This is a genomic window from Microvirga sp. 2MCAF35 (assembly GCF_052115545.1).
Classification (GTDB): Bacteria; Pseudomonadota; Alphaproteobacteria; order Rhizobiales; family Beijerinckiaceae; genus Microvirga.
Window position 1 is genome coordinate 21,903 of sequence record NZ_JBFRGW010000008.1, and the last position, 22,914, is coordinate 44,816.

At 65.4% G+C, this 22,914-nt stretch carries 28 protein-coding genes; 6 read left to right on the forward strand and 22 right to left on the reverse strand.

The annotated features are described in order from the left end of the window. Positions 1-17 precede the first annotated feature (17 nt). A complete protein-coding gene (locus AB4097_RS06080) occupies positions 18-362 on the forward strand; it encodes a hypothetical protein (RefSeq protein WP_442037716.1) in 345 nt (114 codons plus the stop codon). 46 nt (positions 363-408) lie between these two features. Here the strand turns inward: AB4097_RS06080 and leuB are convergent, their stop codons facing one another. The 9 genes from leuB to AB4097_RS06125 form a co-directional block, all read right to left on the reverse strand. Next, positions 409-1,515, reverse strand: coding sequence for a 3-isopropylmalate dehydrogenase (leuB, locus tag AB4097_RS06085; RefSeq protein WP_442037717.1), 1,107 nt, complete (start codon positions 1,513-1,515; stop codon positions 409-411). A gap of 86 nt (positions 1,516-1,601) precedes the next feature. After that, entirely contained in the window at positions 1,602-3,026 is a 1,425-nt protein-coding gene (locus AB4097_RS06090; protein WP_442037718.1) for a serine/threonine protein kinase, read from the reverse strand. A 3-nt stretch (positions 3,027-3,029) separates the two neighbouring features. Then, entirely contained in the window at positions 3,030-3,770 is a 741-nt protein-coding gene (locus AB4097_RS06095) for a metallophosphoesterase family protein (RefSeq protein ID WP_442037719.1), read from the reverse strand. Between the two features lie 68 nt (positions 3,771-3,838). Next, a complete protein-coding gene (locus AB4097_RS06100) occupies positions 3,839-5,029 on the reverse strand; it encodes a lytic murein transglycosylase (RefSeq protein ID WP_442037720.1) in 1,191 nt (396 codons plus the stop codon). Between the two features lie 120 nt (positions 5,030-5,149). Beyond that, complete coding sequence (locus tag AB4097_RS06105; protein ID WP_442037721.1) at positions 5,150-5,524, reverse strand: cupin domain-containing protein; 375 nt, start codon at positions 5,522-5,524, stop codon at positions 5,150-5,152. 52 nt (positions 5,525-5,576) lie between these two features. Next, entirely contained in the window at positions 5,577-6,179 is a 603-nt protein-coding gene (gene leuD, locus AB4097_RS06110; RefSeq protein ID WP_442037722.1) for a 3-isopropylmalate dehydratase small subunit, read from the reverse strand. Between the two features lie 71 nt (positions 6,180-6,250). Continuing rightward, entirely contained in the window at positions 6,251-7,090 is an 840-nt protein-coding gene (locus AB4097_RS06115) for a YdcF family protein (protein ID WP_442037723.1), read from the reverse strand. A 30-nt stretch (positions 7,091-7,120) separates the two neighbouring features. Further along, positions 7,121-7,528 (reverse strand): metallopeptidase family protein, encoded by a 408-nt coding sequence (locus AB4097_RS06120; RefSeq protein WP_442037724.1) that lies wholly within the window; start codon positions 7,526-7,528, stop codon positions 7,121-7,123. Between the two features lie 4 nt (positions 7,529-7,532). Next, positions 7,533-7,799 carry a hypothetical protein gene (locus tag AB4097_RS06125; RefSeq protein WP_442037725.1) on the reverse strand — a complete coding sequence of 89 codons (267 nt, stop codon included), beginning with the start codon at positions 7,797-7,799 and terminating at the stop codon, positions 7,533-7,535. Between the two features lie 124 nt (positions 7,800-7,923). Between AB4097_RS06125 and AB4097_RS06130 the strand changes: the two genes are divergently transcribed. Beyond that, positions 7,924-8,238 (forward strand): hypothetical protein, encoded by a 315-nt coding sequence (locus AB4097_RS06130; RefSeq protein WP_442037726.1) that lies wholly within the window; start codon positions 7,924-7,926, stop codon positions 8,236-8,238. A gap of 72 nt (positions 8,239-8,310) precedes the next feature. Here AB4097_RS06130 and leuC read toward each other — a convergent pair whose 3' ends face one another. The 3 genes from leuC to AB4097_RS06145 all read right to left on the reverse strand — a co-directional run bounded on the left by leuC (position 8,311) and on the right by AB4097_RS06145 (position 11,145). After that, the gene (leuC, locus tag AB4097_RS06135) at positions 8,311-9,717 is read right to left on the reverse strand and encodes a 3-isopropylmalate dehydratase large subunit (protein ID WP_442037727.1); all 1,407 of its coding nucleotides are present in this window, start codon (positions 9,715-9,717) and stop codon (positions 8,311-8,313) included. Positions 9,718-9,945: 228 nt separating this feature from the next. Next, positions 9,946-10,329, reverse strand: a complete 384-nt coding sequence (gene rplS / locus AB4097_RS06140) for a 50S ribosomal protein L19 (protein WP_442037728.1) — start codon at positions 10,327-10,329, stop codon at positions 9,946-9,948. A 144-nt stretch (positions 10,330-10,473) separates the two neighbouring features. Beyond that, positions 10,474-11,145, reverse strand: coding sequence for a winged helix-turn-helix transcriptional regulator (locus AB4097_RS06145; RefSeq protein ID WP_442037729.1), 672 nt, complete (start codon positions 11,143-11,145; stop codon positions 10,474-10,476). Positions 11,146-11,246: 101 nt separating this feature from the next. Between AB4097_RS06145 and AB4097_RS06150 the strand changes: the two genes are divergently transcribed. Then, complete coding sequence (locus tag AB4097_RS06150; protein WP_442037730.1) at positions 11,247-12,203, forward strand: PLP-dependent cysteine synthase family protein; 957 nt, start codon at positions 11,247-11,249, stop codon at positions 12,201-12,203. A 3-nt stretch (positions 12,204-12,206) separates the two neighbouring features. Here AB4097_RS06150 and AB4097_RS06155 read toward each other — a convergent pair whose 3' ends face one another. From AB4097_RS06155 to AB4097_RS06185, 7 genes are all read right to left on the reverse strand, one after another. After that, positions 12,207-12,605: a VOC family protein gene (locus tag AB4097_RS06155; protein WP_442037731.1), complete on the reverse strand. Its 399-nt coding sequence runs from the start codon at positions 12,603-12,605 to the stop codon at positions 12,207-12,209. 126 nt (positions 12,606-12,731) lie between these two features. Beyond that, a complete protein-coding gene (locus tag AB4097_RS06160; RefSeq protein WP_442037732.1) occupies positions 12,732-13,067 on the reverse strand; it encodes a hypothetical protein in 336 nt (111 codons plus the stop codon). A 109-nt stretch (positions 13,068-13,176) separates the two neighbouring features. Then, positions 13,177-13,860 carry a tRNA (guanosine(37)-N1)-methyltransferase TrmD gene (gene trmD / locus AB4097_RS06165; RefSeq protein WP_442037733.1) on the reverse strand — a complete coding sequence of 228 codons (684 nt, stop codon included), beginning with the start codon at positions 13,858-13,860 and terminating at the stop codon, positions 13,177-13,179. Beyond that, positions 13,857-14,576: a ribosome maturation factor RimM gene (rimM, locus tag AB4097_RS06170; RefSeq protein ID WP_442037734.1), complete on the reverse strand. Its 720-nt coding sequence runs from the start codon at positions 14,574-14,576 to the stop codon at positions 13,857-13,859. The genes trmD and rimM overlap by 4 nt, the downstream gene beginning before the upstream one ends. A 5-nt stretch (positions 14,577-14,581) precedes the next feature. Then, entirely contained in the window at positions 14,582-14,941 is a 360-nt protein-coding gene (gene rpsP / locus AB4097_RS06175) for a 30S ribosomal protein S16 (protein ID WP_009490740.1), read from the reverse strand. Between the two features lie 73 nt (positions 14,942-15,014). Beyond that, the gene (ffh, locus tag AB4097_RS06180; protein WP_442037735.1) at positions 15,015-16,565 is read right to left on the reverse strand and encodes a signal recognition particle protein; all 1,551 of its coding nucleotides are present in this window, start codon (positions 16,563-16,565) and stop codon (positions 15,015-15,017) included. Between the two features lie 2 nt (positions 16,566-16,567). Further along, positions 16,568-16,783, reverse strand: coding sequence for a glutathione S-transferase (locus AB4097_RS06185; RefSeq protein WP_009490738.1), 216 nt, complete (start codon positions 16,781-16,783; stop codon positions 16,568-16,570). 610 nt (positions 16,784-17,393) lie between these two features. Here AB4097_RS06185 and AB4097_RS06190 point away from each other — a divergent pair. Beyond that, the gene (locus AB4097_RS06190; protein ID WP_442037736.1) at positions 17,394-18,458 is read left to right on the forward strand and encodes an MBL fold metallo-hydrolase; all 1,065 of its coding nucleotides are present in this window, start codon (positions 17,394-17,396) and stop codon (positions 18,456-18,458) included. Here the strand turns inward: AB4097_RS06190 and AB4097_RS06195 are convergent. Then, positions 18,415-19,086 (reverse strand): HAD family hydrolase, encoded by a 672-nt coding sequence (locus tag AB4097_RS06195; protein WP_442037737.1) that lies wholly within the window; start codon positions 19,084-19,086, stop codon positions 18,415-18,417. The genes AB4097_RS06190 and AB4097_RS06195 overlap by 44 nt on opposite strands. Next, positions 19,083-19,859, reverse strand: coding sequence for a GyrI-like domain-containing protein (locus tag AB4097_RS06200; protein WP_442037738.1), 777 nt, complete (start codon positions 19,857-19,859; stop codon positions 19,083-19,085). Before AB4097_RS06200 ends, AB4097_RS06195 begins: the two co-directional genes overlap by 4 nt. Before the next feature lie 208 nt (positions 19,860-20,067). On the opposite strand from AB4097_RS06200, the gene dapF reads away from it, so the two are divergent. Then, a complete protein-coding gene (gene dapF / locus AB4097_RS06205; protein WP_442037739.1) occupies positions 20,068-20,952 on the forward strand; it encodes a diaminopimelate epimerase in 885 nt (294 codons plus the stop codon). Beyond that, the gene (gene mtaB, locus AB4097_RS06210) at positions 20,952-22,205 is read left to right on the forward strand and encodes a tRNA (N(6)-L-threonylcarbamoyladenosine(37)-C(2))-methylthiotransferase MtaB (RefSeq protein WP_442037740.1); all 1,254 of its coding nucleotides are present in this window, start codon (positions 20,952-20,954) and stop codon (positions 22,203-22,205) included. The genes dapF and mtaB overlap by 1 nt, the downstream gene beginning before the upstream one ends. Here the strand turns inward: mtaB and AB4097_RS06215 are convergent. Continuing rightward, positions 22,202-22,882: an RluA family pseudouridine synthase gene (locus AB4097_RS06215; protein ID WP_442037741.1), complete on the reverse strand. Its 681-nt coding sequence runs from the start codon at positions 22,880-22,882 to the stop codon at positions 22,202-22,204. The genes mtaB and AB4097_RS06215 overlap by 4 nt on opposite strands. Positions 22,883-22,914: the final 32 nt, after the last annotated feature.

A 22,914-nucleotide genomic window follows, 5' to 3' on the forward strand; every position in this document is an offset into this window, starting at 1 on the left:
TCCTTGGAGGTTTACCCATGCGCCGCATCGCACTTCTGGGTTTGGCTTCACTGGCTGCGCTCACATCCCTTTCGGTGATGGCTGATGCGCAGACCCGGAATCGCCCTCTTGTCCTCAGGGTCCAGCCTCGCAGCTTCCTGGACCCGGGCCCAGTGGTTCCCGTGGGATCCATTAATCCGGGTATCAGCGGCTATGGGCAAACGCAGGCCTATCTGCTCAGCCCGGACTATGCACCAAACCGTGGTCGTTTCGGCCTCGATCTTCTGCCCGACCCAATCACCAACGGGCCCTTCGTGGGCTCGCGCAACCCATTCCCGACCTTCGGCGGTCCGACCATCGAGTCGACAGGCTCCATCCGCTGACCTCTTCGAGAACGAGCCCCGGATCACTCCGGGGCTTTTCGCTTCCCTACGAGAGGGCTTCCAGTTCCTTGACGATGGCATCGCCCACATCTTGGGTGCCGACTGCGTTCGCGCCGGGAGCCGCGATGTCCTTCGTCCGCGTGCCGGAGGCGAGCACGTTGGCGATGGCCTTGTCCAGACGATCCGCCTCGTCGAGCAGGCCGAAGGAATAGCGCAGGGCCATGCCGAAGGAGCCGATCATGGCGATCGGGTTGGCCAGTCCCTTGCCGGCGATGTCCGGCGCGGAGCCATGCACCGGCTCATAGAGCGCCTTGCGCTGGCCGGTGGCCGGATCCTCGGCGCCCAGGGAAGCGGAAGGCAGCATGCCGAGCGAGCCGGTGAGCATGGCGGCAATGTCCGACAGGATGTCGCCGAAGAGATTGTCGGTGACGATCACGTCGAACTGCTTCGGCCAGCGCACGAGCTGCATGGCGCAGTTGTCGGCGAGCACGTGCTCGAGCTGCACGTCCGAGAACTCGCCCTTGTGAATGCGGGTGACGACCTGGCGCCAGAATACGCCGGTCTTCATCACGTTGAACTTTTCGGCCGAGGAGACCTTGTTGCGGCGCTTCCTGGCGAGATCGAAGGCGACGCGCGCAATACGCTCCACCTCATGCGTGTGATAGAGCTGCGTGTCGACGGCGCGCTGGGAGCCGTCCTCCAGGGTCACGATCTCCTTTGGCTCGCCGAAATAGACGCCGCCTGTGAGCTCGCGCACGATCATGATGTCGAGGCCTTCCACCACCTCGCGCTTGAGCGAGGAGGCATCGGCCAGGGCCGGATAGCAGATCGCCGGACGCAGATTGGCGAAGAGGCCCAGCTCCTTGCGCAGGCGCAGCAAGCCAGCTTCGGGGCGCGCCGCGTAAGGCGCGCTGTCCCACTTCGCGCCACCGACGGCGCCGAAGAGCACCGCATCGGCCTGTTGAGCGCGGTCCATGGCGGCTTCGGAGATCGACACGCCATGCGCATCATAGGCCGCGCCGCCGACGAGATCCGTCTCGGTCTCGAAGCCGACGCCGCGCTTGCGGAACCAGCCCACGATCTTCTCGATCTCACGCATGACCTCCGGACCAATGCCGTCGCCGGGGAGAAGGAGAAGCTTGTGCGTTGCCATGGGAGGGCCCCTGTTCTGTCTTGATCGAATGCAGGGCTCTTAAAGGACCGAATGTGCGCCTTGGCAAGCTTTTGTCGCGTCGTCCCTTAGGCGGAGGCGTCCCGGCCGTTTTCCGTGCGCCGGTCCTTCGGTGTTCTGACCACCGTGACGGAACACGGCGCCTCGGCCACCACTTGTGACGAGACGCTGCCGAGATAGCGTCTGAGCGCCGAGGAGGCCCGAGCACCGATCACGATGTGGTCGACATTGTTGCGGCGGGCGTAATCGACGAGAGCGGAGGCCGGATCGGGGGCCTCCAGCACGCTACAGGTGATCCGCTCCTGGGGAATGTCGAGGGACGCGCCCCAGTGGCGGAGCTGGATGAGGCGCTGGACATGGAGGCTGTTGCCCTCCTGATCCTCCAGGATGTCTACGGCGATGCGCGAGGTTTTCAGGATGTTGACGCAGGCGATGCGTGCCTCGCCTTCGATGGACAGGATGCGGCCGACCATCTTCCGCAAGGCTTCGGCGAGATCCTCGTTGCCCGGAGAGAGATCGATGGCGGCCAGGATGATGGGCGCCCGCGATAGGTGTCCGGCGATGTCGGGCGTTTCGAGCGGTTGTGCCCTGCGCGCCTTGAGCCAGCGTCGGAAGGTCTTCATGCCGCCGTCCCGCTCCAGCCGCCCCGCGCGCTCGGTGAGCCGAACCTGATCCGGGTTTTCCAGATCGAGGGCGAGCATGGCCGCCGTCGCATAACGTTCGCCGGGGTCGACCTCCAGGCAGCGTAGGATCACCTCCTGCAGCCAAGGCGGGCAATCGGGATTGAGTGCCCGGGGCGGCACCGGATCGCGCCAGAGGCGGCGGCGGATCTGGCCGCCCCGCGGGTTGCCGAACGGGCGCTCGCCCGTGACGAAGACATACATCATCACCCCAAGCGCGAAGAGATCGCTGCGCGGATCGGCCCTGTCCTGCAGCACCTGCTCCGGCGCCATGTAGGGCGTGGTTCCGAAGGGCTCGCGGAACTCCTCGACCAGGAGATCGGGCAGGTATTCGTGCCGGGCGAAGCCGTAATCGATCAGAACCGCCTCGCCGGTGTTCCGGATCATCACGTTGCTGGGCTTGATGTCGAGATGGATGACGTGCTGGCGATGGAGGTCGTGCAGGGCATGCGCCACCTTGGCCCCGATGGCGACGACCTCGGACCAGGGTAGAGGAGCCTCGTCGAGCCGGCTTTTGAGCGATTCGCCGGGAATGCGCTCCATGACGATGTAGGGCATGGGATCGAGCGGGCCGGTCGCCACGAAGCAGGGCGCGTGCGGGCCCGACAGGCGCGGCATGATCATCTGTTCGGTTTCGAAGCATACGATGGGCAGCGGGTCGTCGCTGTCGATCAGCATCGGGATCTTCATGATCAGCGGCGTCGGATCGCCTTCGCGGCTCACGGCCCAGAGCTGCGCCATGCCGCCGGTGCCGAGATTCTCCTGCAGCTCGAACCCGTCGATCACCATGCCGGGATTCAGGCGCCAGCGCATGCGTCAGCGGCCCTGTTCGAGGCGAAGCGCCAGCTTTTCCGGCAGTCCCGCCTCGCGCACCTTTCGGGCCGCGGTGGCCGTATCGTAGGGCACACGAAGATAGCGCAGGGTCTGGCGTGCAGTGTCGAAGACCGCGTAGTTCGCCGCCGCAACCCCGTCCCGCGGCTGCCCGACGGCGCCGATCACCGCGAGCCAGGTGCGCGTAGGGAGAAGCGGGATGTCGTTGTTGGCGACCGGGGCGAATGTGCCGACCTTGGCCGTGGTGCTCATGTGGTAGAGCATCGGCACATGCACATGCCCGCAGAAGGTGATGTGGGCGTCGACCCGGCTGAAATGCCGGACCGCCTCCAGGGGACCCGACATGTAGTCCCAGCTACGGGGGGCGTAGCCGTTGGCATGGACATAGAGAACGCTCCCCTCCTCGTGTGTGAGGGGAAGGCCGGCCAGGAACCGGCGCTGCTCCGACCCGAGCTGAGTGCGGGTCCAGCGGATCGCCTCCTGGGCGATGCTGTTCATATCCTGATCGGAACCGTCGATGGCCGCGTCGTGATTGCCGAGAAGCGCCACGGCACCCTGGTCCACGAGTCCCCTCACCGCATCGACCACCCAGGCCGGATCGGCCCCGTAGCCGACATAATCACCGAGAAAGACGAAACGATCGACATGGAGTAGGCGCGCGTGGGCGAGACAGGCCGACAGAGCCTCGCGGTTGCCGTGAATGTCGGTGAGAAGGGCGATGAGCATGGAGTCAGTACAATCCCAAACTCATCGCGCTGCAACTGGCCGAAGGAGACCATTAGGTTGAGCGGGTTTTAGCCCCGCAGCGCCTCTAGCACCTTGCCGCCCGGCCGGCCGCGCGGCTCGAGGCCGATGCGGCGCTCCACGTCCTTGATGGCCTCGCGGGTCTTGGCGCCGATCTTTCCATCCGGCTCGCCCACATCGTAGCCCCGGGCGGTCAGGAGCTGCTGGAGCTCGCGGCGCTGGGCACGGGACAGGGGCGGATCGTCGGTCGGCCAGGCGGCCTGGATGCCGGACAGGCCTTTCAGGCGGTCCCCCAGCAGCGCGATGGCGAGACCGTAGGATTCGGCCGCATTGTAGGAATAGACCGCATCGAAGTTCTTGGTGACGAGAAAGGCCGGACCGTTGATGCCGGCCGGGATGATGATGCCGGCCGCGTAATTGCCCGACAGGGGACGCCCGTCGACGCGGCGCACGCCCATGGCGGCCCAGGTGGCGAGCGGCTTCTTGTTCTTGCGCCCGGCGAGGCCCGCGTTGAAGTTCTGCGGCAGCTGCACCTCGTAGCCCCAGGGCAGGCCGTTCACCCAGCCGGCCTTCTTGAGGAAGTTCGCTGTCGAGTGAACCGCGTCGGGAACGGAATTCATGATGTCGCGACGCCCGTCCCCGTCGCCGTCGACGGCGAGGCGCTGGAAGGTCGAGGGCATGAACTGGGTATGGCCGAAAGCGCCGGCCCAGGAGCCGCGCAGATTGGCCGGGTTGATGTCCCCGTCCTGCACGATCTTCAGGGTGGCCATCAGCTCGCCCTTGAAGTAATCGTTGCGGCGCGGCGCATAGCAGACGAGCGTCGATAGGGACTGGATCAGCGGACGCCCGCCGATATCCTTGCCGAAATTCGATTCCACGCCCCACACGCCGGCAATCGCATGACGGTCGACGCCGAAGCGCGCCTCGGCGGAGGCGAGTGCCTGCCCCCATTGACGCATGGCCGCGCGGCCATCCTGCACCCGTTCCTCGTCGACCAGCGCCGACAGGTAATCCCAGATCGGCGTCTTGAACTCGGGCTGGTTGTTCATGAGATCGAGGATCGTCAGATCCGGCGTGACGCCGCGGGTCGCGACGTCGAAAGCCTGGCCGGAAATGCCCTTGGCGGCGGCCTGGCTGCGCAGGCTGGACAGGCAGGAGGCGAAATTCGCCTGGGCCGAGACCGGGGCGGCCATCGTCAAGGAAGCGAGGCCGAGGAGCGCGGGAACAATAATGCGTTTCATGCCCGCGACCTTGCAGGCAATTTGGTTAATCTTATGGAAACGGGGCCGCTCCTCACGCTTTCGTTAGATCGCGCCCTCGCGCTGGGTCCGTCAACGCCAGCTCTGTCCGACCGCTCCGGTTCAGCCGGGTTTGGGGTCGGGCAGATCCGTTTGGATCCAACGGTCGCTGACATGGATGTCGGTGGTCTCGAGACGGCCGGGACCGAGATTGACGAACTTGTGCGGAATACCCGCCGGCCCGAAGACGATCTGCCCCGTTTCGCATTCGAAACGCTCGTCGCCCACGGTGAAGAGCGCCCGCCCCTCACGGATGATGAAGATCTCGTCATAGGGGTGAACGTGCCATTTCGGTCCACCGCCGACTTCTTCCGTGGAGTAGAAGAGCACGGTCACGCCGGTGCCGAGGGTATGTCCCTCCACATGGCCCTTCCAGAACAGGTTGGGATGGGTCGCCCAGTCGGCGCGGTTGAGAATCCGGGGCTTGCTCTGTGTCATCGACGCTTCCTGTCGGATCGAGCGCCGTCCACCCCGGCGCTCCGGGAAACGATCACGCCCAGGCGCGCTCGGACAGCTTCTTCTCGAAGCTGTCGATGGCGCTGCCCTTTTCCATGGTCAGGCCGATGCCATCGAGGCCGTTGAGCATGCAGTGCTTCTTGAACGGGTCGATGTCGAACTTGACCGTGCCGCCGTCGGGACCGCGGATCTCCTGGTTCTCCAGATCAATGGTCAGGGTCGCGTTGGCGCCGCGCTCAGCATCGTCGAAGAGCTTTTCCAGGTCTTCGGCTGAGACCTTGATCGGCAGGATGCCGTTCTGAAAACAGTTGTTGTAGAAGATGTCGGCGAAGCTGGTGGAGATCACGCAGCGGATGCCGAAATCGAGCAGCGCCCAAGGGGCATGCTCGCGGGAGGAGCCGCAGCCGAAATTATCGCCCGCCACCAGGATCTGGGCATTGCGGTAGGCCGGCTGGTTGAGCACGAAATCCGGGTTCTCCGAACCGTCCTCGCGATAGCGCATCTCCGAGAAGAGACCCGTGCCGAGCCCGGTGCGCTTGATTGTCTTCAGGTACTGCTTGGGGATGATCATATCGGTATCGATATTGATGATCCGCAGCGGCGCCGCGACGCTTTCCAGCACGGTGAACTTGTCCATGGTCCTCAATTCCCTGAAGGCGGCAGCCGGGCCGCTGTCCGATGCCTCATAGCAAAGGGTTTTGGAGACGGCTAGGCCAACGATGGTCGCGGCATGCTCAAACGGCTCCCAAAGCTTTCGACCACTGCTTCCTGCAACTGCGCGTAGGCCGTTTCGATGTGTTCCGGAATATCGACGTGGGCGATGAATCCCTTCCCCTTCGGGCCGTATCCGTAGGGATCGTCCCGCAATCGAGGAACTTCTCCCATGATAAGCGCAAGAAAACGTTCCATGGACCAGAGTCCAGAAATCCCGCTCAGATCGAACCGTAGTTCCCCTTCAGCCAGATGGACGCGGGGTATGAAAGTAGGCCAATTGAGTAATGAAACATCAGGTCGGTCGCCCCATGTGTGACGGAACGTGGCATCCGCCCGTCGCTGCATAGTCGGATCCTGGATGAGCAGGATGGTCTTTACGGACTGGCAGGAATACTCAATCAGCCTGCGAGAGAATCTGGCGTTTTCGCCACTGTTGGTCGAATCCGGTTCGATGAGAAGATCTAAACGATCGATGCCCCAGAACTTCAATCCAATGTCCGCAAGGATGTGAGCTTCGGCTCGTCCCTCCGCGGTTACGGTCTGATAGATAGGGTGGGCGGCCACCTTCCGGCGCAAATCTTCGGTCGCATGTCCGATCCCGCCCGAGATCAGCAGCCTTTGACAGCTTCCGCTTCTCATGAAGCGAAAAGCACCTTCAGCAGTCTCGAGAACGCAATTGCCCGCCAGGATGGCACAATCGATGGGCCATGCCGCAATATCTTTAGGCAGCTTGTCGCTCCCCCTCGGACCGAAGTCATTTAAGGCCAAGAAGTTCGCTATTTCATTGAGCGCCGCCACGACCTGTGGGGTGAAGTGAGGAATTGCCTGATCCATACGATAACCTAGTGAAGACAGGGAAAGGGATCACCCAGCGGCCGCCTCGATGGCTTCCATGTCCTCGTCGGAGAGGCCGAAATGGTGGCCGATCTCGTGGACCAGCACATGGGTGACGAGACTACCGAGACTTTCCTCGTGCTCGGCCCAGTAATCGAGGATCGGACGGCGGTAGAGCCAGACCATGTTGGGGAACTGGCCCGTCTGCATCATGCTGCCGCCCTGCGCCAAGCCGATGCCGCGAAAGAGGCCGAGGAGATCGAAGGGCGTCTCGCAGCCCATCTCCCGCTGGGTCTCGTCGTCGGGGAAATCCTCGACCCGGATCACAACGCCCTCACAGAGCTGGCGGAACTCCTCCGGCAGGCGGGCATAGGCGTCCCGCGCCAGGATTTCGAGATCGTCGAGGGTGGGGGCTTGCAGATCGGCAAGAGCAGTCATGGGGTCAGAGGATCCTCAGCTGAACCAGAAGCCAGATGACCAAAATCACTACCCCGACGAGCGACAAGACCCGCCCGATGCGTCGCCCCCAGAGCTCGATCGGGTCGGTCCTGCCGTCCTCCCCCGCCCCGATGGCGTCCCTGGCGCCGAAATGCTCGCCGGCGCGCCGGCCCATGCGGGCGAGGGCCGAGGAGCCGAGGGTGTCCGTGTCCCTCTGGACGCGCTCCAGCGCCTCGCGAGCCTCGCGGGCTTCCCGGTCCTGGTCGCTCATGAATCCCTCCTCCGAACTCTTTACCGTTGCTTTACCATGGCGATCGGAACGCATCTTCGCAACGGAACGTCTCGCACGCTTGGCCGTTAACAGGCCCGAACTGTCAAAATTGGACGAGGCAACAATGCGTAAGGTATTTGGTATCCTGGCTGCGGCCGGGCTGGTGGTTCTCGGTGCCGGAGCGGCATCGGCCCAGGGCGTTGACGTGCGGATCGGCCCGTCGGGCGTCCGCGTGGCCCAGGAACGGCATTACGGCCACGGTTATCGGGACGGCTACCGCGAGCGGGTCGTCGAGCGCCGCGTCGTGCGTCCGGCCCGGTCCCGCACCGTCTGCCGTACGGTCATGGAGGAGCGCGTCCGCCGGAACGGCGTGGTCGTCCGCCGTCCGGTCGAGCGCTGCCGCCAGATCGTCGCCGGCCGTCGCGGCTACATCGACTAGGCGTCTCGCGTTCCAACGAAAAGGCCGCGTCTCGGGCGAGACGCGGCCTTTTCGTTTGGCAGCCGATACAGATCAGCCGAAGCTGCGGATGTCCACGAACCGGCCGGCAATCGCCGCCGCCGCCGCCATGGCGGGCGACACGAGGTGGGTGCGGCCCTTGAAGCCCTGACGGCCCTCGAAGTTGCGGTTCGATGTGGATGCGCAGCGCTCGTGGGGCGCGAGGCGGTCGGCGTTCATGGCCAGGCACATGGAGCAGCCGGGCTCGCGCCAGTCGAAGCCGGCTTCCTTGAAGATCCTGTCCAGCCCCTCGGCCTCGGCCTGCATCTTCACGATGCCGGAGCCCGGCACGATCATGGCGCTGACGCTCTCGGCCACACGCTTGCCCTCGACCACCTTGGCGACGGCCCGCAGGTCCTCGATGCGGCCGTTGGTGCAGGAGCCGATGAAGACGCGGTCGAGGGTGATGTCGGTGATCTTCGTGCCCGGCGTGAGACCCATATATTCGAGCGCCCGCCACTTGGAGCGGCGCTTGTTCTCGTCCTGGATATCGTCCGGGTTCGGCACCACGCCGGCGACCGACACCACGTCCTCAGGGCTCGTGCCCCAAGTGACGATGGGCGGCAGATTGGCGGCATCGAGCCGGATCTCCGTGTCGAAGAAAGCGCCTTCGTCCGTGCGAAGGCTTTCCCAGTAGCGGACGGCCGCGTCCCAGGCCTCGTCCTTGGGGGCCTTCGGGCGGTCCTTCAGGTAGGCGTAGGTCTTCTCGTCGGGGGCCACCATGCCGGCCCGGGCACCGCCCTCGATCGACATGTTGCAGATCGTCATGCGGCCTTCCATCGACAGGGACCGGATGGCCTCGCCCGCATATTCGATCACGTGGCCGGTGCCGCCGGCGGTGCCGATCTCGCCGATGATGGCCAGGATGATGTCCTTCGCGGTGACGCCGGGGGGCAGCTGCCCGTCCACGGTCACGCGCATGTTCTTGGCCTTCTTCTGGATCAGCGTCTGGGTGGCGAGCACGTGCTCGACCTCGGAGGTGCCGATGCCGTGGGCGAGCGACCCGAAGGCGCCGTGGGTCGAGGTGTGGCTGTCGCCGCACACGATGGTCATGCCCGGCAGGGTGAAGCCCTGCTCGGGCCCCACCACGTGGACGATGCCCTGACGGGTGTCGAGCTCGTTGTAGTACTCGACGCCGAATTCCTTGGCGTTCTGGGCGAGAGCGGCGACCTGGGTCGCGGCCTCGGGATCCTCGATGCCGTGCGACCGGTCGGAAGTCGGCACGTTGTGGTCGACCACGGCCAGGGTCTTCTGCGGCTGGCGCACCTTGCGGCCGGTCATGCGCAGGCCCTCGAAGGCCTGGGGGCTGGTCACTTCATGGACGAGGTGACGGTCGATGTAGAGAAGGCACGTCCCGTCATCCTGCTGATCGACGACGTGGTCGTCCCAGATCTTGTCATAGAGGGTGCGGGGCTTGGCCATAGGTCTCTTCCAACGGTCGAAAATGGTGGTCTGGCGTGTTTAGCGGCCTCGCGCGCGAACGGGAAGATGTCCTGAGCGCACAGGGCCTTGAAACGATCGCATAGCAGAAGGCAGAGGACACGCAATTATATTTTTGTCGCGCTCAGGCTGAGTCCAGCCGGAGGGTCTTTTCAGCAAAAAGGCGCGGTCTGAACCGCGCCTTCGTGAATTCTGCCGATGAGACAGGGCTTACTCGGCGGCAGCCGGGGCCGCAGTCTTCTTCTCGGCGCGCTCGGCGATACGGGCCGACTTACCGCGACGGTCGCGCAGGTAGTACAGCTTGGCGCGGCGGACGGCGCCGCGGCGCACGACCTTGATGGATTCGACGTTCGGCGAATAGACCGGGAACACGCGCTCGACGCCTTCGCCGTAGGAGATCTTGCGGACCGTGAAGCTCTCTTGGAGGCCGCCACCGGAACGGGCGATGCAGACGCCTTCATAGGCCTGCACGCGGGTACGCTCGCCTTCCTTCACCTTCACGTTGACGATGACGGTATCGCCGGGCTGGAAGTCGGGAATGGTCTTGGCGAGCTTGGCAATCTGCTCCTGCTCGAGCTGCTGAATGAGGTTCATCGTGGTACTCCTGCCGTTGCGTGGCCCTGAGCGATCTCAAAACCCGCGGGATTTCGGCGTCCTGTTTTAAGTTGAGGCCGCGCCTATACAGGAGATCGGGAGGATTGTCGAGCCTTTCACGGCAGCCAACCGGATGACGGCCTCCTAGGCCGGGACCGCAGGGGCAACCTCGGCGAACAGATACCGCTCGAACCAGTCCGGAAAGGCTCGCGCGAGCGCCTGGGGGCCTTCCACCTTGAGCCCCATCCGCTGCGCCTCGGCAAAGGTCACATCGCCCCGCCACCAGGCGACCAGGGCAGGGAGAAGCCCGCGCACGCAGAGCGGCTCGGGAAAGCCGGGATTCCGGCCGCAGAGCGAGACGTCGGCCACTTTCAGCAGGAGAAAGCGCGGCTGGCGCTGCCCCTCGATCTCGAAGCGGACGACCATGGGTTCATCCGGCAGAACCTCCGTTCGAACGCGCCGTTCCATGTCGACGAGAAGGGGCTCAAGGTCGAGATCCTCGGCCTCGGCCCGACGCGGCAGCCAGCGCTGCCCCCAGGTGCCGAGGGCACCGACGATGGCCATCAGCTCCCGACCCGCTTCCGTTAAGGCATATTCAGGCCCCTGGTTGCCCTCGATGCGCATGACGACTCCCACATGGACCAGTCCCTGCAGGCGCTCCGAGAGCATGGTGCGGGAGATGCGCGGGATGCCGCGGCGGATATCGTTGAAACGTCGGCTGCCGCACAGCAGCTCGCGCACCACGAGAAGGGTCCAGCGCCCGCCGATGGCCTCATGGGCGCGCGCAACGGAACAGAATTGACCGTAATCTGCCATGGACCAGCGCTAGCATGACCGTGACCGCAACAGAAGTCCGGATTCCGGACCTGACAGGTGACCCGTCCCAGCTTAACGAAGCGGCGTTCAGGACAAGGCCCATGACCGCACACCCCCACACCATTCTCGACCGGATCGGCCACACCTCCCTCATCGCCCTGCGCAACATCCGCCCGGCGAACGGCGCCCGCATCCTGCTGAAGCTGGAGAACGAGAATCCCACCGGCAGCCTGAAGGACCGGATGGCGCTCGCCATGATCGAGGCCGCGGAGGCGGACGGGCGCCTTGAGCCGGGAGGCACGGTGGTCGAATATACCGGCGGCAGCACCGGGGTATCCCTCTCGCTGGTCTGCGCCGTGAAGGGATACCCGCTCGATATCGTGACCTCCGATGCCTTTGCCCAGGAGAAGCGCGACCACATGGCGCTCCTTGGCGCGAGGCTGCATATCGTGCCGAGCGACGGCGGGCGCATGACCGAGAAGCTGACGAAGGACATGATCGAAGAGGCCCGCATCATCGCGGAGGCAAAGGGATCGTTCTGGACCGACCAGATGAAGAATCGCGACCAGATCGCCGCCTATCACCGGATGGCCGACGAGATCTGGCGGCAGACGGACGGCCGGGTCGACGCCTTCGTGCAGAGCGTCGGAACGGCGGCGTCCCTGCGCGGCATTTCCGAAGGCCTGCGGCGCCATCGCGACATGCTGAAGATCGTCGCCGTCGAGCCTGCGGAATCCCCGGTCCTGTCGGGTGGTCCATCAGGTGCTCACAAGATCGACGGCATCGGCGCGGGCTACGTGGTGCCGCTCTGGCAGAACGATATCGCCGACGAGATCGAGCGCGTGTCGACCGAAGAGGCCACGGCCATGGCGTTTCGGCTTGCCCGCGAGGAAGGCCTGTTCGCCGGTACGTCGACCGGCGTCAATGTGGTCGCGGCCTTGCGGCTCGCCGAACGGCTGGGGCCGGATGCCACCATCGTCACAGTAATGTGCGATACGGGCATGAAGTATCTGAAGACCTTCGGGGCGAGACTCACAGCAAGCCCTACGCCCGCGTGACGGTCATACGCGCTCCAGGAACTCGACGATGATGCCGTCAGGATCTCTGCAGAACGCGACCTTGCGGATCAGTTCGGCATTCGCGGCCTTGCGCGGCGGCACGGTGAATTCCACGCCGGCCGAACGAAGCTTTTCGTAGATCGCCTCGACGTCGTCGACCCGGAAGGTGATATGACGGATGCCGGCCTCGGTGACGGGAACCTCGCGGGCCGGACTCCGGATCGGCGTGGCCGGCTCGACGATTTCGAGCATGACGCCGCCGGTCTCAAGAAACGCGATGCGCCCGCCCTCGCCTGTGCGTTTGACCAGGATCTCCTTCAGCCCCAGCAGGCCGCAATAGAACGCAATGGTCCTGTCGAGATCGCCGCTGGTCATGCCCACATGCTCGAAACCCTGCACCATCGAAATGTCCGCCTGACTGTCTTGAATGAGTTCGGGCAAAGCGGTGCACACATGCCCATGGACCGCAATGCCGCTGTGCTTCAAACCAGCGGCAGAGCGTTATCTCCAGCCTGAATGCACTTGGCGTTACTTGGAGGCCGGAGGAGCCATGGCGCCGATCCTGGTCGCCATGTCCATGCATTCGGCTTCCTTGCCCTGCAGGTCGAGCTGCTTGGCCTGCTGGATCATCTGCATGGCCTGATTGTGACCCTGGCTCTGAGCCGTCATGGCCTGCCCTGAGGGAGATGGACCCTGCACCGCCGAGCCTGTGGTTGCGGGGGCATCCAATGTCGGTCCGGCACCCTCCTGCCTGGCCGAAATGGATTTCTCCAGATCGGCGAGCCGCTGGGTGCATGGCCCTGCAAAACCCGAGCCGGCGGAGATGAACGCGAGCGTCGTACCGAGAATGATGCGGCTGATCATGTCGATCTCCCATGATCGAGAGCCCCGCTGCGTTAAACCTGCTGCCGCAGCCGGCGTTCCATCGTCAGGCCCGCTGTTCCTGCGCGATGCATCGCGCAGCAGAAGTGCCCTACCGCTCCAGCAGATCCGGCCGCCGCTCGCGCGTGATGCGTTCCGATTCCTCGCGGCGCCAGCGCTCGATCATGGCATGGTTGCCGGAGAGCAGCACGTCCGGGATGGGCCGGCCCTCCCATTCGCGGGGGCGTGTGTAATGGGGATATTCGAGGCGGTTCGATTCGAAGCTCTCCTCGGTGCCGGAGGCTTCCTTGCCCATGACGCCGGGCAGAAGCCGCACGCAGGCGTCGAGCACGATCATCGCGGCCATCTCGCCGCCGGACAGCACGTAATCGCCGATGGAGACCTCTTGCAGTCCCCGCGCTTCGATCACGCGCTCGTCCACGCCCTCGAACCGGCCGCAGACGATGACGACGCCGGGGCCGGCCGCGAGCTCGCGCGCATAGCCTTGTGTCAACGGCCTGCCGCGCGGGCTCATGAGCAGTTTTGGCCGCGGATCGTCGGCCGGAACATTGGCGTCGATGGCAGCGGCCAGCACGTCGCAGCGGATGACCATGCCGGGGCCGCCGCCCGCCGGCGTATCGTCCACCGTGCGGTGGCGGCCAAGGCCATGGTCGCGGATGTTCTTCGCCGCAAGCGACCATACGCCCCGCGCGAGCGCATCGCCCGACAGGGACATGCCGAGCGGACCTGGAAACATGTCGGGATACAGGGTGAGAATAGTGGCGGAAAAACTCACGCTTTGTCCTCGGAATCGGGTGCGGATTTTGCCGGCTCGAACAGGTCGTCCGGCGGATTGGCCACGATGCGCTTGGCCCTCAGATCGATTGTCGGCACGAAGGCCTTGGTGAACGGAAGAAGCGCCGTCGGGCCTTTCTGCGCAGGCGCGATTTCGAGAAGGTCGCCGCCGCCGTAATTGGGCACGTCGACCACGGTACCTATGATCTCGCCGGCTTCGGTGTGGACGGAGAGGCCGATCAGGTCCGCCAGCAGGAATTCGTCTTCTTCGTCGGGCGGCGGAAGCCTGTCGCGCTCGACGTAAAGCTGCACGCGGTTGAGCGCTTCGGATGCCTCGCGCGTCGTCACGCCGTCGACGATCGCGATGAGAAGGTCGGGCGCGGCGCCGGGCCGCACATTCTTGAGAGAATAGGTTTTGCCGTTCGATGCGATCAGCGGCTTGTAACCGGCGATCGCCTGCGGATCGCTCGTATGGGATTTCAGCCGCACCTCGCCCTTGAGGCCATGGGCGCGACCGAACTCGCCCACGAGAACGAGATTATCACTGTGCTGGACGCTGCGAACACCCTCCCCTCGAGGGGGAGGGTCGGACCGCAGGTCCGGGGTGGGGTGGAGGCGCGACCTTGCAGAACGGGGTGTTTCCACCCCGCCCCGCCGCTGCTCACGCAGCGTCGACCCTCCCCCTCGAGGGGAGGATGGGTTGCGCCCCCTTGTCATGGTGCTTACGCGGCTTCGCCGCCGGCAGCCTCGGCCGCAGCGGCCTTCTCGGCAGCGCGCTCCTGGGCCTTCTTGCCCGGGACGGCCTTCTGCGGGTTGTTGCGGGCCGGACGCTTCAGGAGGCCGGCGGCATCGAGGAAGCGCAGGACGCGGTCGGTCGGCTGGGCGCCCTTGGCGAGCCAGGCCTGGATCTTCTCGGTCTCGAGAACGACGCGGCCGGCGTCGTCCTTCGGCTTCATCGGGTCGTAGGTGCCGACCTTCTCGATGAAGCGGCCATCGCGCGGGGAGCGCGAATCGGCCACGACGATGCGGTAGTAGGGACGCTTCTTCGCACCACCACGGGTGAGACGGATCTTCAGGGACATGGGAAACTCCTTTTGGTGTCCTGTGATCAAACTTGCCTTCATGTCATCCCCGCCTGGGCGGGAATGACGAAACTCATTTTTTCTTCCCGAATGGGAAGCCGCCGATCCCGGGAAGCCCCGGAATCTTGCCGGCGCTGAGACCCGGCAGGCCCGGCACGCCCTTGGGCATGGGCGGCAGAGCGCCACCGGCGCCGCCGGGGAAATCGGGCAGCTTGCCGCCCATCTGCTTCTGCAGAGCCTCGATCTGCTCCGGCGTCGGCTGGGGCATGCCGCCGCCGCCGATGCCAAACATCTTGCCGAGCGCGCCCGCCATGCCCTTCGCCTTGCCGCCGCCCATCATCTTCATGACGTCGGCCATCTGGCGGTGCATCTTCAGGAGCTTGTTGATCTCCTCGACCTTAGCGCCGGCACCCGCCGCGATGCGCTTCTTGCGCGAGGCTTTCAGAATATCCGGATTGCGGCGCTCGGCCGGGGTCATGGAATCGATGATGGCGCGCTGGCGCTTGATGATCCGGTCGTCGAGGTTCGCATTCTCAAGCTGCGACTTCATCTTGGCGACGCCCGGCAGCATGCCCATCATGCCGGAGAGGCCGCCGATCTTCTCCATCTGGGCCAGCTGATCGCGCAGGTCTTCCAGGTCGAACTTGCCCTTGCGCATCTTCTCGGCCATGCGCTGGGCCTGCGCGGCGTCGAAATTCTCGGCGGCCTTTTCGACCAGCGAGACGATGTCGCCCATGCCGAGGATGCGGTTGGCGACGCGGCTCGGGTGAAACTCCTCCAGCGCATCGACCTTCTCGCCCGTGCCGATGAGCTTGATCGGCTTACCGGTGACGGCGCGCATGGACAGGGCGGCACCGCCGCGGGCATCGCCGTCCATGCGGGTCAGCACGATGCCGGTGACACCGAGACGGCTGTCGAAGGCGCGCGCGGTGTTGACCGCATCCTGGCCGGTGAGCGCATCGGCGACGAGGAGCACCTCGTGCGGGTTGGTGGCGGCGCGCACGTCCGCCGCCTCCACCATGAGCGCCTCGTCCACGGTCACGCGGCCGGCGGTGTCGAGCATCACCACGTCGTAGCCGCCGAGACGGGCAGCCTCCATGGCGCGGCGGGCGATCTGCACGGCTGACTGGCCGGCCACGATGGGCAGCGTGTCGACGCCGACCTGTTGGCCCAGCACCGCGAGCTGTTCCATGGCGGCCGGACGGCGGGTGTCGAGGGACGCCATGAGCACGCGGCGGTTCTCGCGGTCCTTCAGGCGCCGGGCGATCTTGGCCGTGGTGGTCGTCTTGCCGGAGCCCTGGAGGCCGACCATGAGGATGCCGACGGGGGGAACCGCGTTGAGGCTGATCACCTCCGCGTCCGCGCCCAGCATCTCCACGAGCTGGTCGTGGACGATCTTGACCACCTGCTGGCCGGGCGAAACCGACTTGACCACCTCGGCGCCGACGGCGCGGGCCCGTACCTTGTCCGTGAAGGAGCGCACGACCTCGAGTGCCACGTCGGCCTCGAGCAGGGCGCGGCGGACCTCACGCAGGGCCGCGTTGACGTCCTCCTCGGTGAGCGCGCCACGGCGCGTCAGCGAGCCGAGGATATTGGAAAGCTTGTCGGAAAGGCCTTCGAACATGATCACTCAATTCCTTTTGCAATGAGTGGTACATCGCGATCCGCGATGGCCTTTTCAAAGTGGCTGATGGCCGCCTCGAACTTGTCGCGGCAACCGGGATTGCAGAAGCCGACGACCTCGCCGCGATAACGGGTGAGCGAATCCGCCGCGATCGGCTTTCCCGACCACGGGCAGGTCTCGTTGACCGCGTCCTCGATGCGCAATGTGTCGTCCGACATCCGTCCATCCCTTGGCACCTTCGCAGCCTCATCCTGAGGAGGACCGAGAGGTCCGTCTCGAAGGACGAGGCGTCTCCAGCGCCTGCTGGACCCTCCTTCGAGACGCCTGCTACGCAGGCTCCTCAGGATGAGGGCCGTAATTGTCGAGAAACCCAAAGAGAAACGCGCCCGAGGGCGCATCGCGCTGTCGGACGTTGACCTCCAGCCTCTCGGGCTGGTCGGCGGCTCATAAGGGCTCGCTCTACAGATTTGCGGCCAGCCGATAGAGGAAAGGAGCTGCGGAGTCAAGGAAAAGGCCCGAAACGGCATGCTTTAGCTTTTACAGCCGGTCATACTGAAGAAGTGCGGCGATCTTCTCGCCTTCGCGGGATGGATTGAGGGCGAAGGTTGGATCATCGGAGACGTCGCACGACCAATTCTGTCTCCTTCCACGTCATCACCGGCCTTGTGCCGGTGATCTCGATTGATTGAGGGGCGGCGCTTTTCCGTATCGGCATGGCCGGGACAAGCCCGGCCATGACGGGAAGGGCACACCCAACCAGATCGCCTCACCCTTGCCGATCCGCCATTGCATCCCCACGCTTAGATCCCCACCACAGATGATCTCTCCATGAACCGCCGCGCCCTCCTCAAAACCCTCGGCCTTCCCGTCATCGCCGCGGCCAGCGCCTTTGGCTGGATGACGGCGGCCCGCGCCACGAACCGCTACTACCAGGGGCCGGTCACGGACCATTTCGACGGAGTACGGTTCTTCCTGCCCAACCAGCCGCAGGACAAGGGCTTCCTGGAACTCGCCCGCTGGCAGCTCGGCGGCGGGCGCAAGGATTGGCCGGCGAGCTTCCCGAGCCCCTTTCAGGACAAGCCCCCGGCTGAAGTTGCCGGCCTGCGCACGGCGCTGATCGGCCACGCCTCGTTTCTGGTCCAGGTGGCGGGGCTCAACATCCTGATCGACCCTGTGTTCTCGGAACGGGCGAGTCCGGTCTCCTTCGCCGGGCCCAAGCGGGTGAACCCGCCGGGGGTCGCCTTCCAGGACCTGCCGCCGATCCATGCGGTGCTGATCACCCACAACCATTACGACCATCTCGACACCGAGACCCTCGGCCGTCTCTGGCAGCGGGATCGCCCGAAATTCGTCGCTCCCCTCGGCAACGACGCGGTGATCCAGGCCGAGCATCCGGAGATCCCGGTCGAGACGCGGGACTGGGGCGGCGCCATCGACCTCGGCCACGGCGTCACGGCCCATTTCGAGCCCGCCTATCACTGGTCGGCGCGGGGCATCAACGACCGGCGCATGGCGCTCTGGTGCGCCTATGTGCTCACCACGCCGGCCGGCACGATCTACCATATCGGCGATACCGGCTTCGGCGACGGCAAGATTTTTCACGCCGTTCGCGAGCGTTTCGGCAGGCCGCGCCTCACCCATCTGCCCATCGGAGCCTATGAGCCGCGCTGGTTCATGGAGCCGCAGCACATGAACCCGGAGGATGCCGTGAAGGTGTTGCGGATCATCGAAGCCGAGCAGGCGCTCGGCCACCATTGGGGCACGTTCCGGCTCACCAACGAGGGCGTCGACGAGCCGCCGCAGGAATTGACCGCGGCCCTCCAGGCCGCCGAGATCCCGGAGGATCGTTTCAGGCCTTTGCGGCCCGGGGAGGCGTGGACGCCATCAGCATGAGAAGCGGCGCTTCCAGGCCTTGCGGATCGTCCACGAGGCAGGCCGCACCGGCCTCCGACAGCTCCTGCCGGGATCCGTAGCCCCAGGTAATGCCAATGGCCGCAACGCCGTTGGCCCTGGCTCCGATGACGTCGTGCTTCCGGTCGCCGATCATGACGGCGCGTGCGGGATCGAAGCGCTCCCGCTCAAGAATGTGCCGGATCAGATCGCGCTTGTCGGCATTCCGGTTGTCGGGTTCCGATCCATAGATCTCGATGAAGAAGCGCGACAGGTCGAAATGATCGAGGATCCGGCGCGCGAAGACATGCAGCTTCGACGTCGCGACATAGAGACGAACGTCCTTCTCCCGGAGATCCTGGAGCAGGGCCGGGATGCCGGCATAGACCTCGTTCTCGAACAGGCCGACATCGCCGTACCGTTCGCGATAGAAGCGCACGGCGTCCTGCGACTCCTCGGGTCCGCCCAGGAGCTCCGTGAAGCCCGCGATGAGCGGCGGGCCGATCATCCAGGTCAATGCGTCCGCCTCGGGCACGGGACGGCCCAGTCTTTCGAGCGCATACTGGACCGAGCGGGTGATGCCCGCTTTCGGGTCCGTCAGGGTCCCGTCGAGGTCGAAGAGAGCGATCATTCTTTCGGCTGAACGTAGATGTTCACCTCGAAATTGGTGTCCTGCGGGTCGGTGAAATCGCTCACGTATTCCTCGATGAACGCGTCCTTGGCGACGATCTCCTTGAGGTCGAGATAGGCTGTGATAGTCTCGTAGGTGCCGTCGATCTCGTCATAGGCGTCCTTGTGCACGAAGCGGAAGGACTTGCCCTCGGGGGTCTTGCCGAACTTTATCTCGGGGGTCAGCTCGGTCTTCCCCTCCGGCACCTGGGCGATCGGCACCATCGCGTCGTATTTGAAGCCGTTGTCGTCCGTGTCGACGAAGATCGCCAGAGGCCGGCCCGCCGGGGCGATCCCGGCCTTCTTCAGCTCGCCCTCGATCTTGGCGAAGGCGTTCTTGAGGTTGGTGAAGGCCTCGTCCCAGGTGCTGGTGCCCGAGAGCACCACGGTGGGCTTGGAGACCAGAACGCCTTCCTCCACGCCCGACGGGTCGCTCGGATTCGGGAACAGGGTCGTGCGGCCGGCCTGCTGGGCCGGCGCGGGACTGGAGGGAGCGGCCGGCGCCATGGGGGCCGGCTGCGCCGGTGCAGGCGTCTGGGGCTCGGCGGGCGCGGGGGTCGGGGCGCTCTGGGCCTGCGGCGCGGGCTGAGGCGTCGCCGGAGGCGCGGCCGGGGTTGCGGGACCCGCCGAGGGGGCCTGAACCGGCGCCTGATCGACCGCCGGAGGCGTCTGCGCGAAGGCGACGCCCGAGCAGAGGGCGAGGACGAGAAGAAGACCTGGAGAGCGCAGCCGCATGAGAAGGACGCCTTACCCGCGAATCAAAATGGGATACCGGGCAGCACCATAGGGGGGATTTGGTGCAGCCGCGAGGCCGTCGGCGGGATCCTGTGGAGGACGGATTGCAGCAGGCCGGGTCGCCGGCTTCTTCGTTCCCTGACGATATTGCCGCAGAGTCGCGCGATCCCCCTCGCGATTTTCGGGATTTTCAGCCATATACGCCTCCATGGATGCCCTTTCGAACAGCCGTTTCCTGAAAATGAACGGTCTCGGCAACGAGATCACCGTGCTCGACCTGCGCGGCTCCGCCCATCGCGTGAGCGCGGCGGAAGCGCGCGCCATCGCGGCGGATCCGCGCTCGCGGTTCGATCAGCTCATGGTGCTGCACGACCCCATCACGCCCGGCACCGACGCGTACATGCGCATCTACAACACGGATGGGTCGGAATCCGGCGCCTGCGGCAACGGCACCCGCTGCGTCGCCTGGGCGATGACGACGGACCCGGTCATGAGCCGCCCGGTGGAGGGCGACCTCGTGCTCGAGACCAAGGCCGGATTGCTGCCGGTGGAGCGCGTCTCGGACAGGGTTTTCACCGTGGACATGGGCCCACCGCGCCTCGCCTGGAACGAGATTCCCCTGCGTGATCCCTATCCGGACACCCGTACCATCGCGGTCGACACCCGCCTCCCCGAGGCCCCTGAGCTTCAAGGCCCCTCGGCCGTCAGCATGGGCAATCCGCATGCCATCTTCTGGGTCGAGGACGCCCTGGCCTATGACCTAGCGGCCATCGGCCCGGTTTTCGAGCACGATCCGGTCTTCCCGGAGCGGGCCAACATCTCCTTCGCCCAGGTCACCGGCCCCGACCACATCATCCTGCGCGTGTGGGAGCGCGGCGCCGGCGCCACTCGCGCCTGCGGCTCGGCCGCCTGCGCGACCCTTGTGGCGGCGGCCCGCAAGGGGCTGACCGGCCGCAAGGCCGTGGTGGCGCTGCCTGGCGGCGATCTCATTATCGAATGGCGCGAGAGCGACGGCCACGTGCTCATGACGGGCCCGACCGAGCTGGAGCACGAGGGCATTTTCTCCCCTGCCCTGTTCACCGAGGTGGCCTGATGGCGGTCGAAGTGGTCACCTTCGGCTGCCGGCTCAACACCTACGAGTCGGAGGCCATGCAGCGCCACGCGGAAGACGCGGGGCTCGGCGAAGTCATCATCGTCAACACCTGCGCGGTCACCGGCGAGGCGACCCGCCAGGCGCGCCAGTCGATCCGCAAGCTCGCCCGCGAGAGGCCCAATGCCCGCATCGTCGTGACGGGCTGCGCCGCGCAAGTGGAGCCCGAGACCTTCGCGGCCATGCCGGAAGTGTCCCAGGTCGTCGGCAACCACGAGAAGATGAAGGCCGAAACCTGGGCGGGACTGCGCGATTTCGGCGTGGGTGCGAGCGAAAAAGTACTCGTCAACGACATCATGGCCGTGAAAGAAACCGCCGTGCATCTCATCGACGGGATGCGCGGACGCACCCGCGCCTTCGTGCAGGTGCAGAACGGCTGCGACCATCGCTGCACCTTCTGCATCATTCCCTACGGGCGCGGCAATTCCCGCTCGGTGCCCATGGGCGCGGTGGTGGAACAGGTGCGCACACTCGTGGAGCACGGCTCGCGCGAGGTGGTGCTGACCGGCGTCGACATCACCAGCTACGGCAAGGACCTGCCGGGCGAGCCGAAGCTCGGCACCCTGGTGAAGGGCCTTCTGCGCCACGTGCCGGACCTGGAGAGGCTTCGCATCTCCTCCATCGATTCGGTGGAAGCGGACGACGATCTTCTCGACGTGATCGCCACCGAGTCCCGCCTGATGCCGCATCTGCATCTCTCGCTGCAGGCGGGCGACGACATGATTCTGAAGCGCATGAAGCGCCGCCACCTGCGCGCCGACGCCATCGCGTTCTGCGAGCAGGTGAAGCGCCTGCGTCCCGACATGGTCTTTGGCGCCGACATCATCGCGGGCTTTCCCACGGAAACGGAAGAAATGTTCGCCCGCTCCCTCGACATCGTCGAGGAATGTGGCCTGACCCATCTCCATGTCTTCCCCTTCTCGCCCCGCCCGGGCACGCCGGCCGCCCGCATGCCGCAGGTGGCGCGCGACGTGGTGAAGGACCGGGCGCGGCGACTGCGCGAGAAGGGCGAGGCGGCGTTGCTGAAGCACCTTGCCGAGGAAGTCGGCGCGCGACGCAACGTGCTGATCGAGACCAACCAGCTCGGCCGCACCGAAGGATTCACGCTCGTGCGTTTCGCCGGAGCGGTGACGCCGGGCACCATCGTGCCGACCACCATCGCCGGACACGACGGCAAGGACCTGCTGGCGGCCTAAACTGCGCCGCCACACATTCTGACCCGGTCCCGCATATGCTCCGGAACAGGCGCCTCGACCATGATCGGCGGCTTCTTCGGATAAAGCGGCACGGTGACGCTTCGCGCATGGAGATGCAGGCCCGGACCGCCGAAGCGCGGGGCCGTGCCGTAGATCGGATCGCCGAGGATCGGGAAATTCATGGCCGCGCAATGGACCCGCAGCTGATGGGTGCGGCCGGTGATCGGCCGCAGTTCGAGGAGGGTGAGCCCCTCGCCCCGCCCCAAAACCCGCCATTTCGTCAACGAGGGCTGTCCCTTTGGGTCCACCTTCATCCACCAGCCGCGATCCGGCGATTTCGGTGCGAGCGGAAGATCGATCTCGCCCTCATCGTCATCCGGCCCGCCCTCGACGACGGCCCAATAGACCTTGTCGACATCACCTTTACGGAAAAGCTCGTTGAGACGGGCGATGGCCTTGGGATGACGGCCCAACACGAGGCAGCCGGACGTGTCCTTGTCGAGGCGGTGCGCGGCCTCCGGGCGGCGCGGCAAACCGAAGCGGAGGGCATCGAGATGATGAAACAGTGTCTCGCCCCCTTTCGGACCGGGATGCACCGGCAGGCCGGCGGGCTTGTCGATCACGAGCATCAGGGCATCGCGATACAGCAGACGGCTTACTATCTCTTCCGCATTCATGGTGTCTCGGCTAGAGCATCGGACCCAAAAGT

What these genes read in the sequence shown, in the direction of transcription:
- AB4097_RS06080 (WP_442037716.1), top strand. Translation starts at nt 18, where the DNA reads ATGCGCCGCATCGCACTTCTGGGTTTGGCTTCACTGGCTGCGCTCACA.
- leuB (WP_442037717.1), bottom strand. Translation starts at nt 1,515, where the DNA reads ATGGCAACGCACAAGCTTCTCCTTCTCCCCGGCGACGGCATTGGTCCG.
- AB4097_RS06090 (WP_442037718.1), bottom strand. Translation starts at nt 3,026, where the DNA reads ATGCGCTGGCGCCTGAATCCCGGCATGGTGATCGACGGGTTCGAGCTG.
- AB4097_RS06095 (WP_442037719.1), bottom strand. Translation starts at nt 3,770, where the DNA reads ATGCTCATCGCCCTTCTCACCGACATTCACGGCAACCGCGAGGCTCTG.
- AB4097_RS06100 (WP_442037720.1), bottom strand. Translation starts at nt 5,029, where the DNA reads ATGAAACGCATTATTGTTCCCGCGCTCCTCGGCCTCGCTTCCTTGACG.
- AB4097_RS06105 (WP_442037721.1), bottom strand. Translation starts at nt 5,524, where the DNA reads ATGACACAGAGCAAGCCCCGGATTCTCAACCGCGCCGACTGGGCGACC.
- leuD (WP_442037722.1), bottom strand. Translation starts at nt 6,179, where the DNA reads ATGGACAAGTTCACCGTGCTGGAAAGCGTCGCGGCGCCGCTGCGGATC.
- AB4097_RS06115 (WP_442037723.1), bottom strand. Translation starts at nt 7,090, where the DNA reads ATGGATCAGGCAATTCCTCACTTCACCCCACAGGTCGTGGCGGCGCTC.
- AB4097_RS06120 (WP_442037724.1), bottom strand. Translation starts at nt 7,528, where the DNA reads ATGACTGCTCTTGCCGATCTGCAAGCCCCCACCCTCGACGATCTCGAA.
- AB4097_RS06125 (WP_442037725.1), bottom strand. Translation starts at nt 7,799, where the DNA reads ATGAGCGACCAGGACCGGGAAGCCCGCGAGGCTCGCGAGGCGCTGGAG.
- AB4097_RS06130 (WP_442037726.1), top strand. Translation starts at nt 7,924, where the DNA reads ATGCGTAAGGTATTTGGTATCCTGGCTGCGGCCGGGCTGGTGGTTCTC.
- leuC (WP_442037727.1), bottom strand. Translation starts at nt 9,717, where the DNA reads ATGGCCAAGCCCCGCACCCTCTATGACAAGATCTGGGACGACCACGTC.
- rplS (WP_442037728.1), bottom strand. Translation starts at nt 10,329, where the DNA reads ATGAACCTCATTCAGCAGCTCGAGCAGGAGCAGATTGCCAAGCTCGCC.
- AB4097_RS06145 (WP_442037729.1), bottom strand. Translation starts at nt 11,145, where the DNA reads ATGGCAGATTACGGTCAATTCTGTTCCGTTGCGCGCGCCCATGAGGCC.
- AB4097_RS06150 (WP_442037730.1), top strand. Translation starts at nt 11,247, where the DNA reads ATGACCGCACACCCCCACACCATTCTCGACCGGATCGGCCACACCTCC.
- AB4097_RS06155 (WP_442037731.1), bottom strand. Translation starts at nt 12,605, where the DNA reads ATGGTGCAGGGTTTCGAGCATGTGGGCATGACCAGCGGCGATCTCGAC.
- AB4097_RS06160 (WP_442037732.1), bottom strand. Translation starts at nt 13,067, where the DNA reads ATGATCAGCCGCATCATTCTCGGTACGACGCTCGCGTTCATCTCCGCC.
- rimM (WP_442037734.1), bottom strand. Translation starts at nt 14,576, where the DNA reads ATGACAAGGGGGCGCAACCCATCCTCCCCTCGAGGGGGAGGGTCGACG.
- rpsP (WP_009490740.1), bottom strand. Translation starts at nt 14,941, where the DNA reads ATGTCCCTGAAGATCCGTCTCACCCGTGGTGGTGCGAAGAAGCGTCCC.
- ffh (WP_442037735.1), bottom strand. Translation starts at nt 16,565, where the DNA reads ATGTTCGAAGGCCTTTCCGACAAGCTTTCCAATATCCTCGGCTCGCTG.
- AB4097_RS06185 (WP_009490738.1), bottom strand. Translation starts at nt 16,783, where the DNA reads ATGTCGGACGACACATTGCGCATCGAGGACGCGGTCAACGAGACCTGC.
- AB4097_RS06190 (WP_442037736.1), top strand. Translation starts at nt 17,394, where the DNA reads ATGAACCGCCGCGCCCTCCTCAAAACCCTCGGCCTTCCCGTCATCGCC.
- AB4097_RS06195 (WP_442037737.1), bottom strand. Translation starts at nt 19,086, where the DNA reads ATGATCGCTCTCTTCGACCTCGACGGGACCCTGACGGACCCGAAAGCG.
- AB4097_RS06200 (WP_442037738.1), bottom strand. Translation starts at nt 19,859, where the DNA reads ATGCGGCTGCGCTCTCCAGGTCTTCTTCTCGTCCTCGCCCTCTGCTCG.
- dapF (WP_442037739.1), top strand. Translation starts at nt 20,068, where the DNA reads ATGGATGCCCTTTCGAACAGCCGTTTCCTGAAAATGAACGGTCTCGGC.
- mtaB (WP_442037740.1), top strand. Translation starts at nt 20,952, where the DNA reads ATGGCGGTCGAAGTGGTCACCTTCGGCTGCCGGCTCAACACCTACGAG.
- AB4097_RS06215 (WP_442037741.1), bottom strand. Translation starts at nt 22,882, where the DNA reads ATGAATGCGGAAGAGATAGTAAGCCGTCTGCTGTATCGCGATGCCCTG.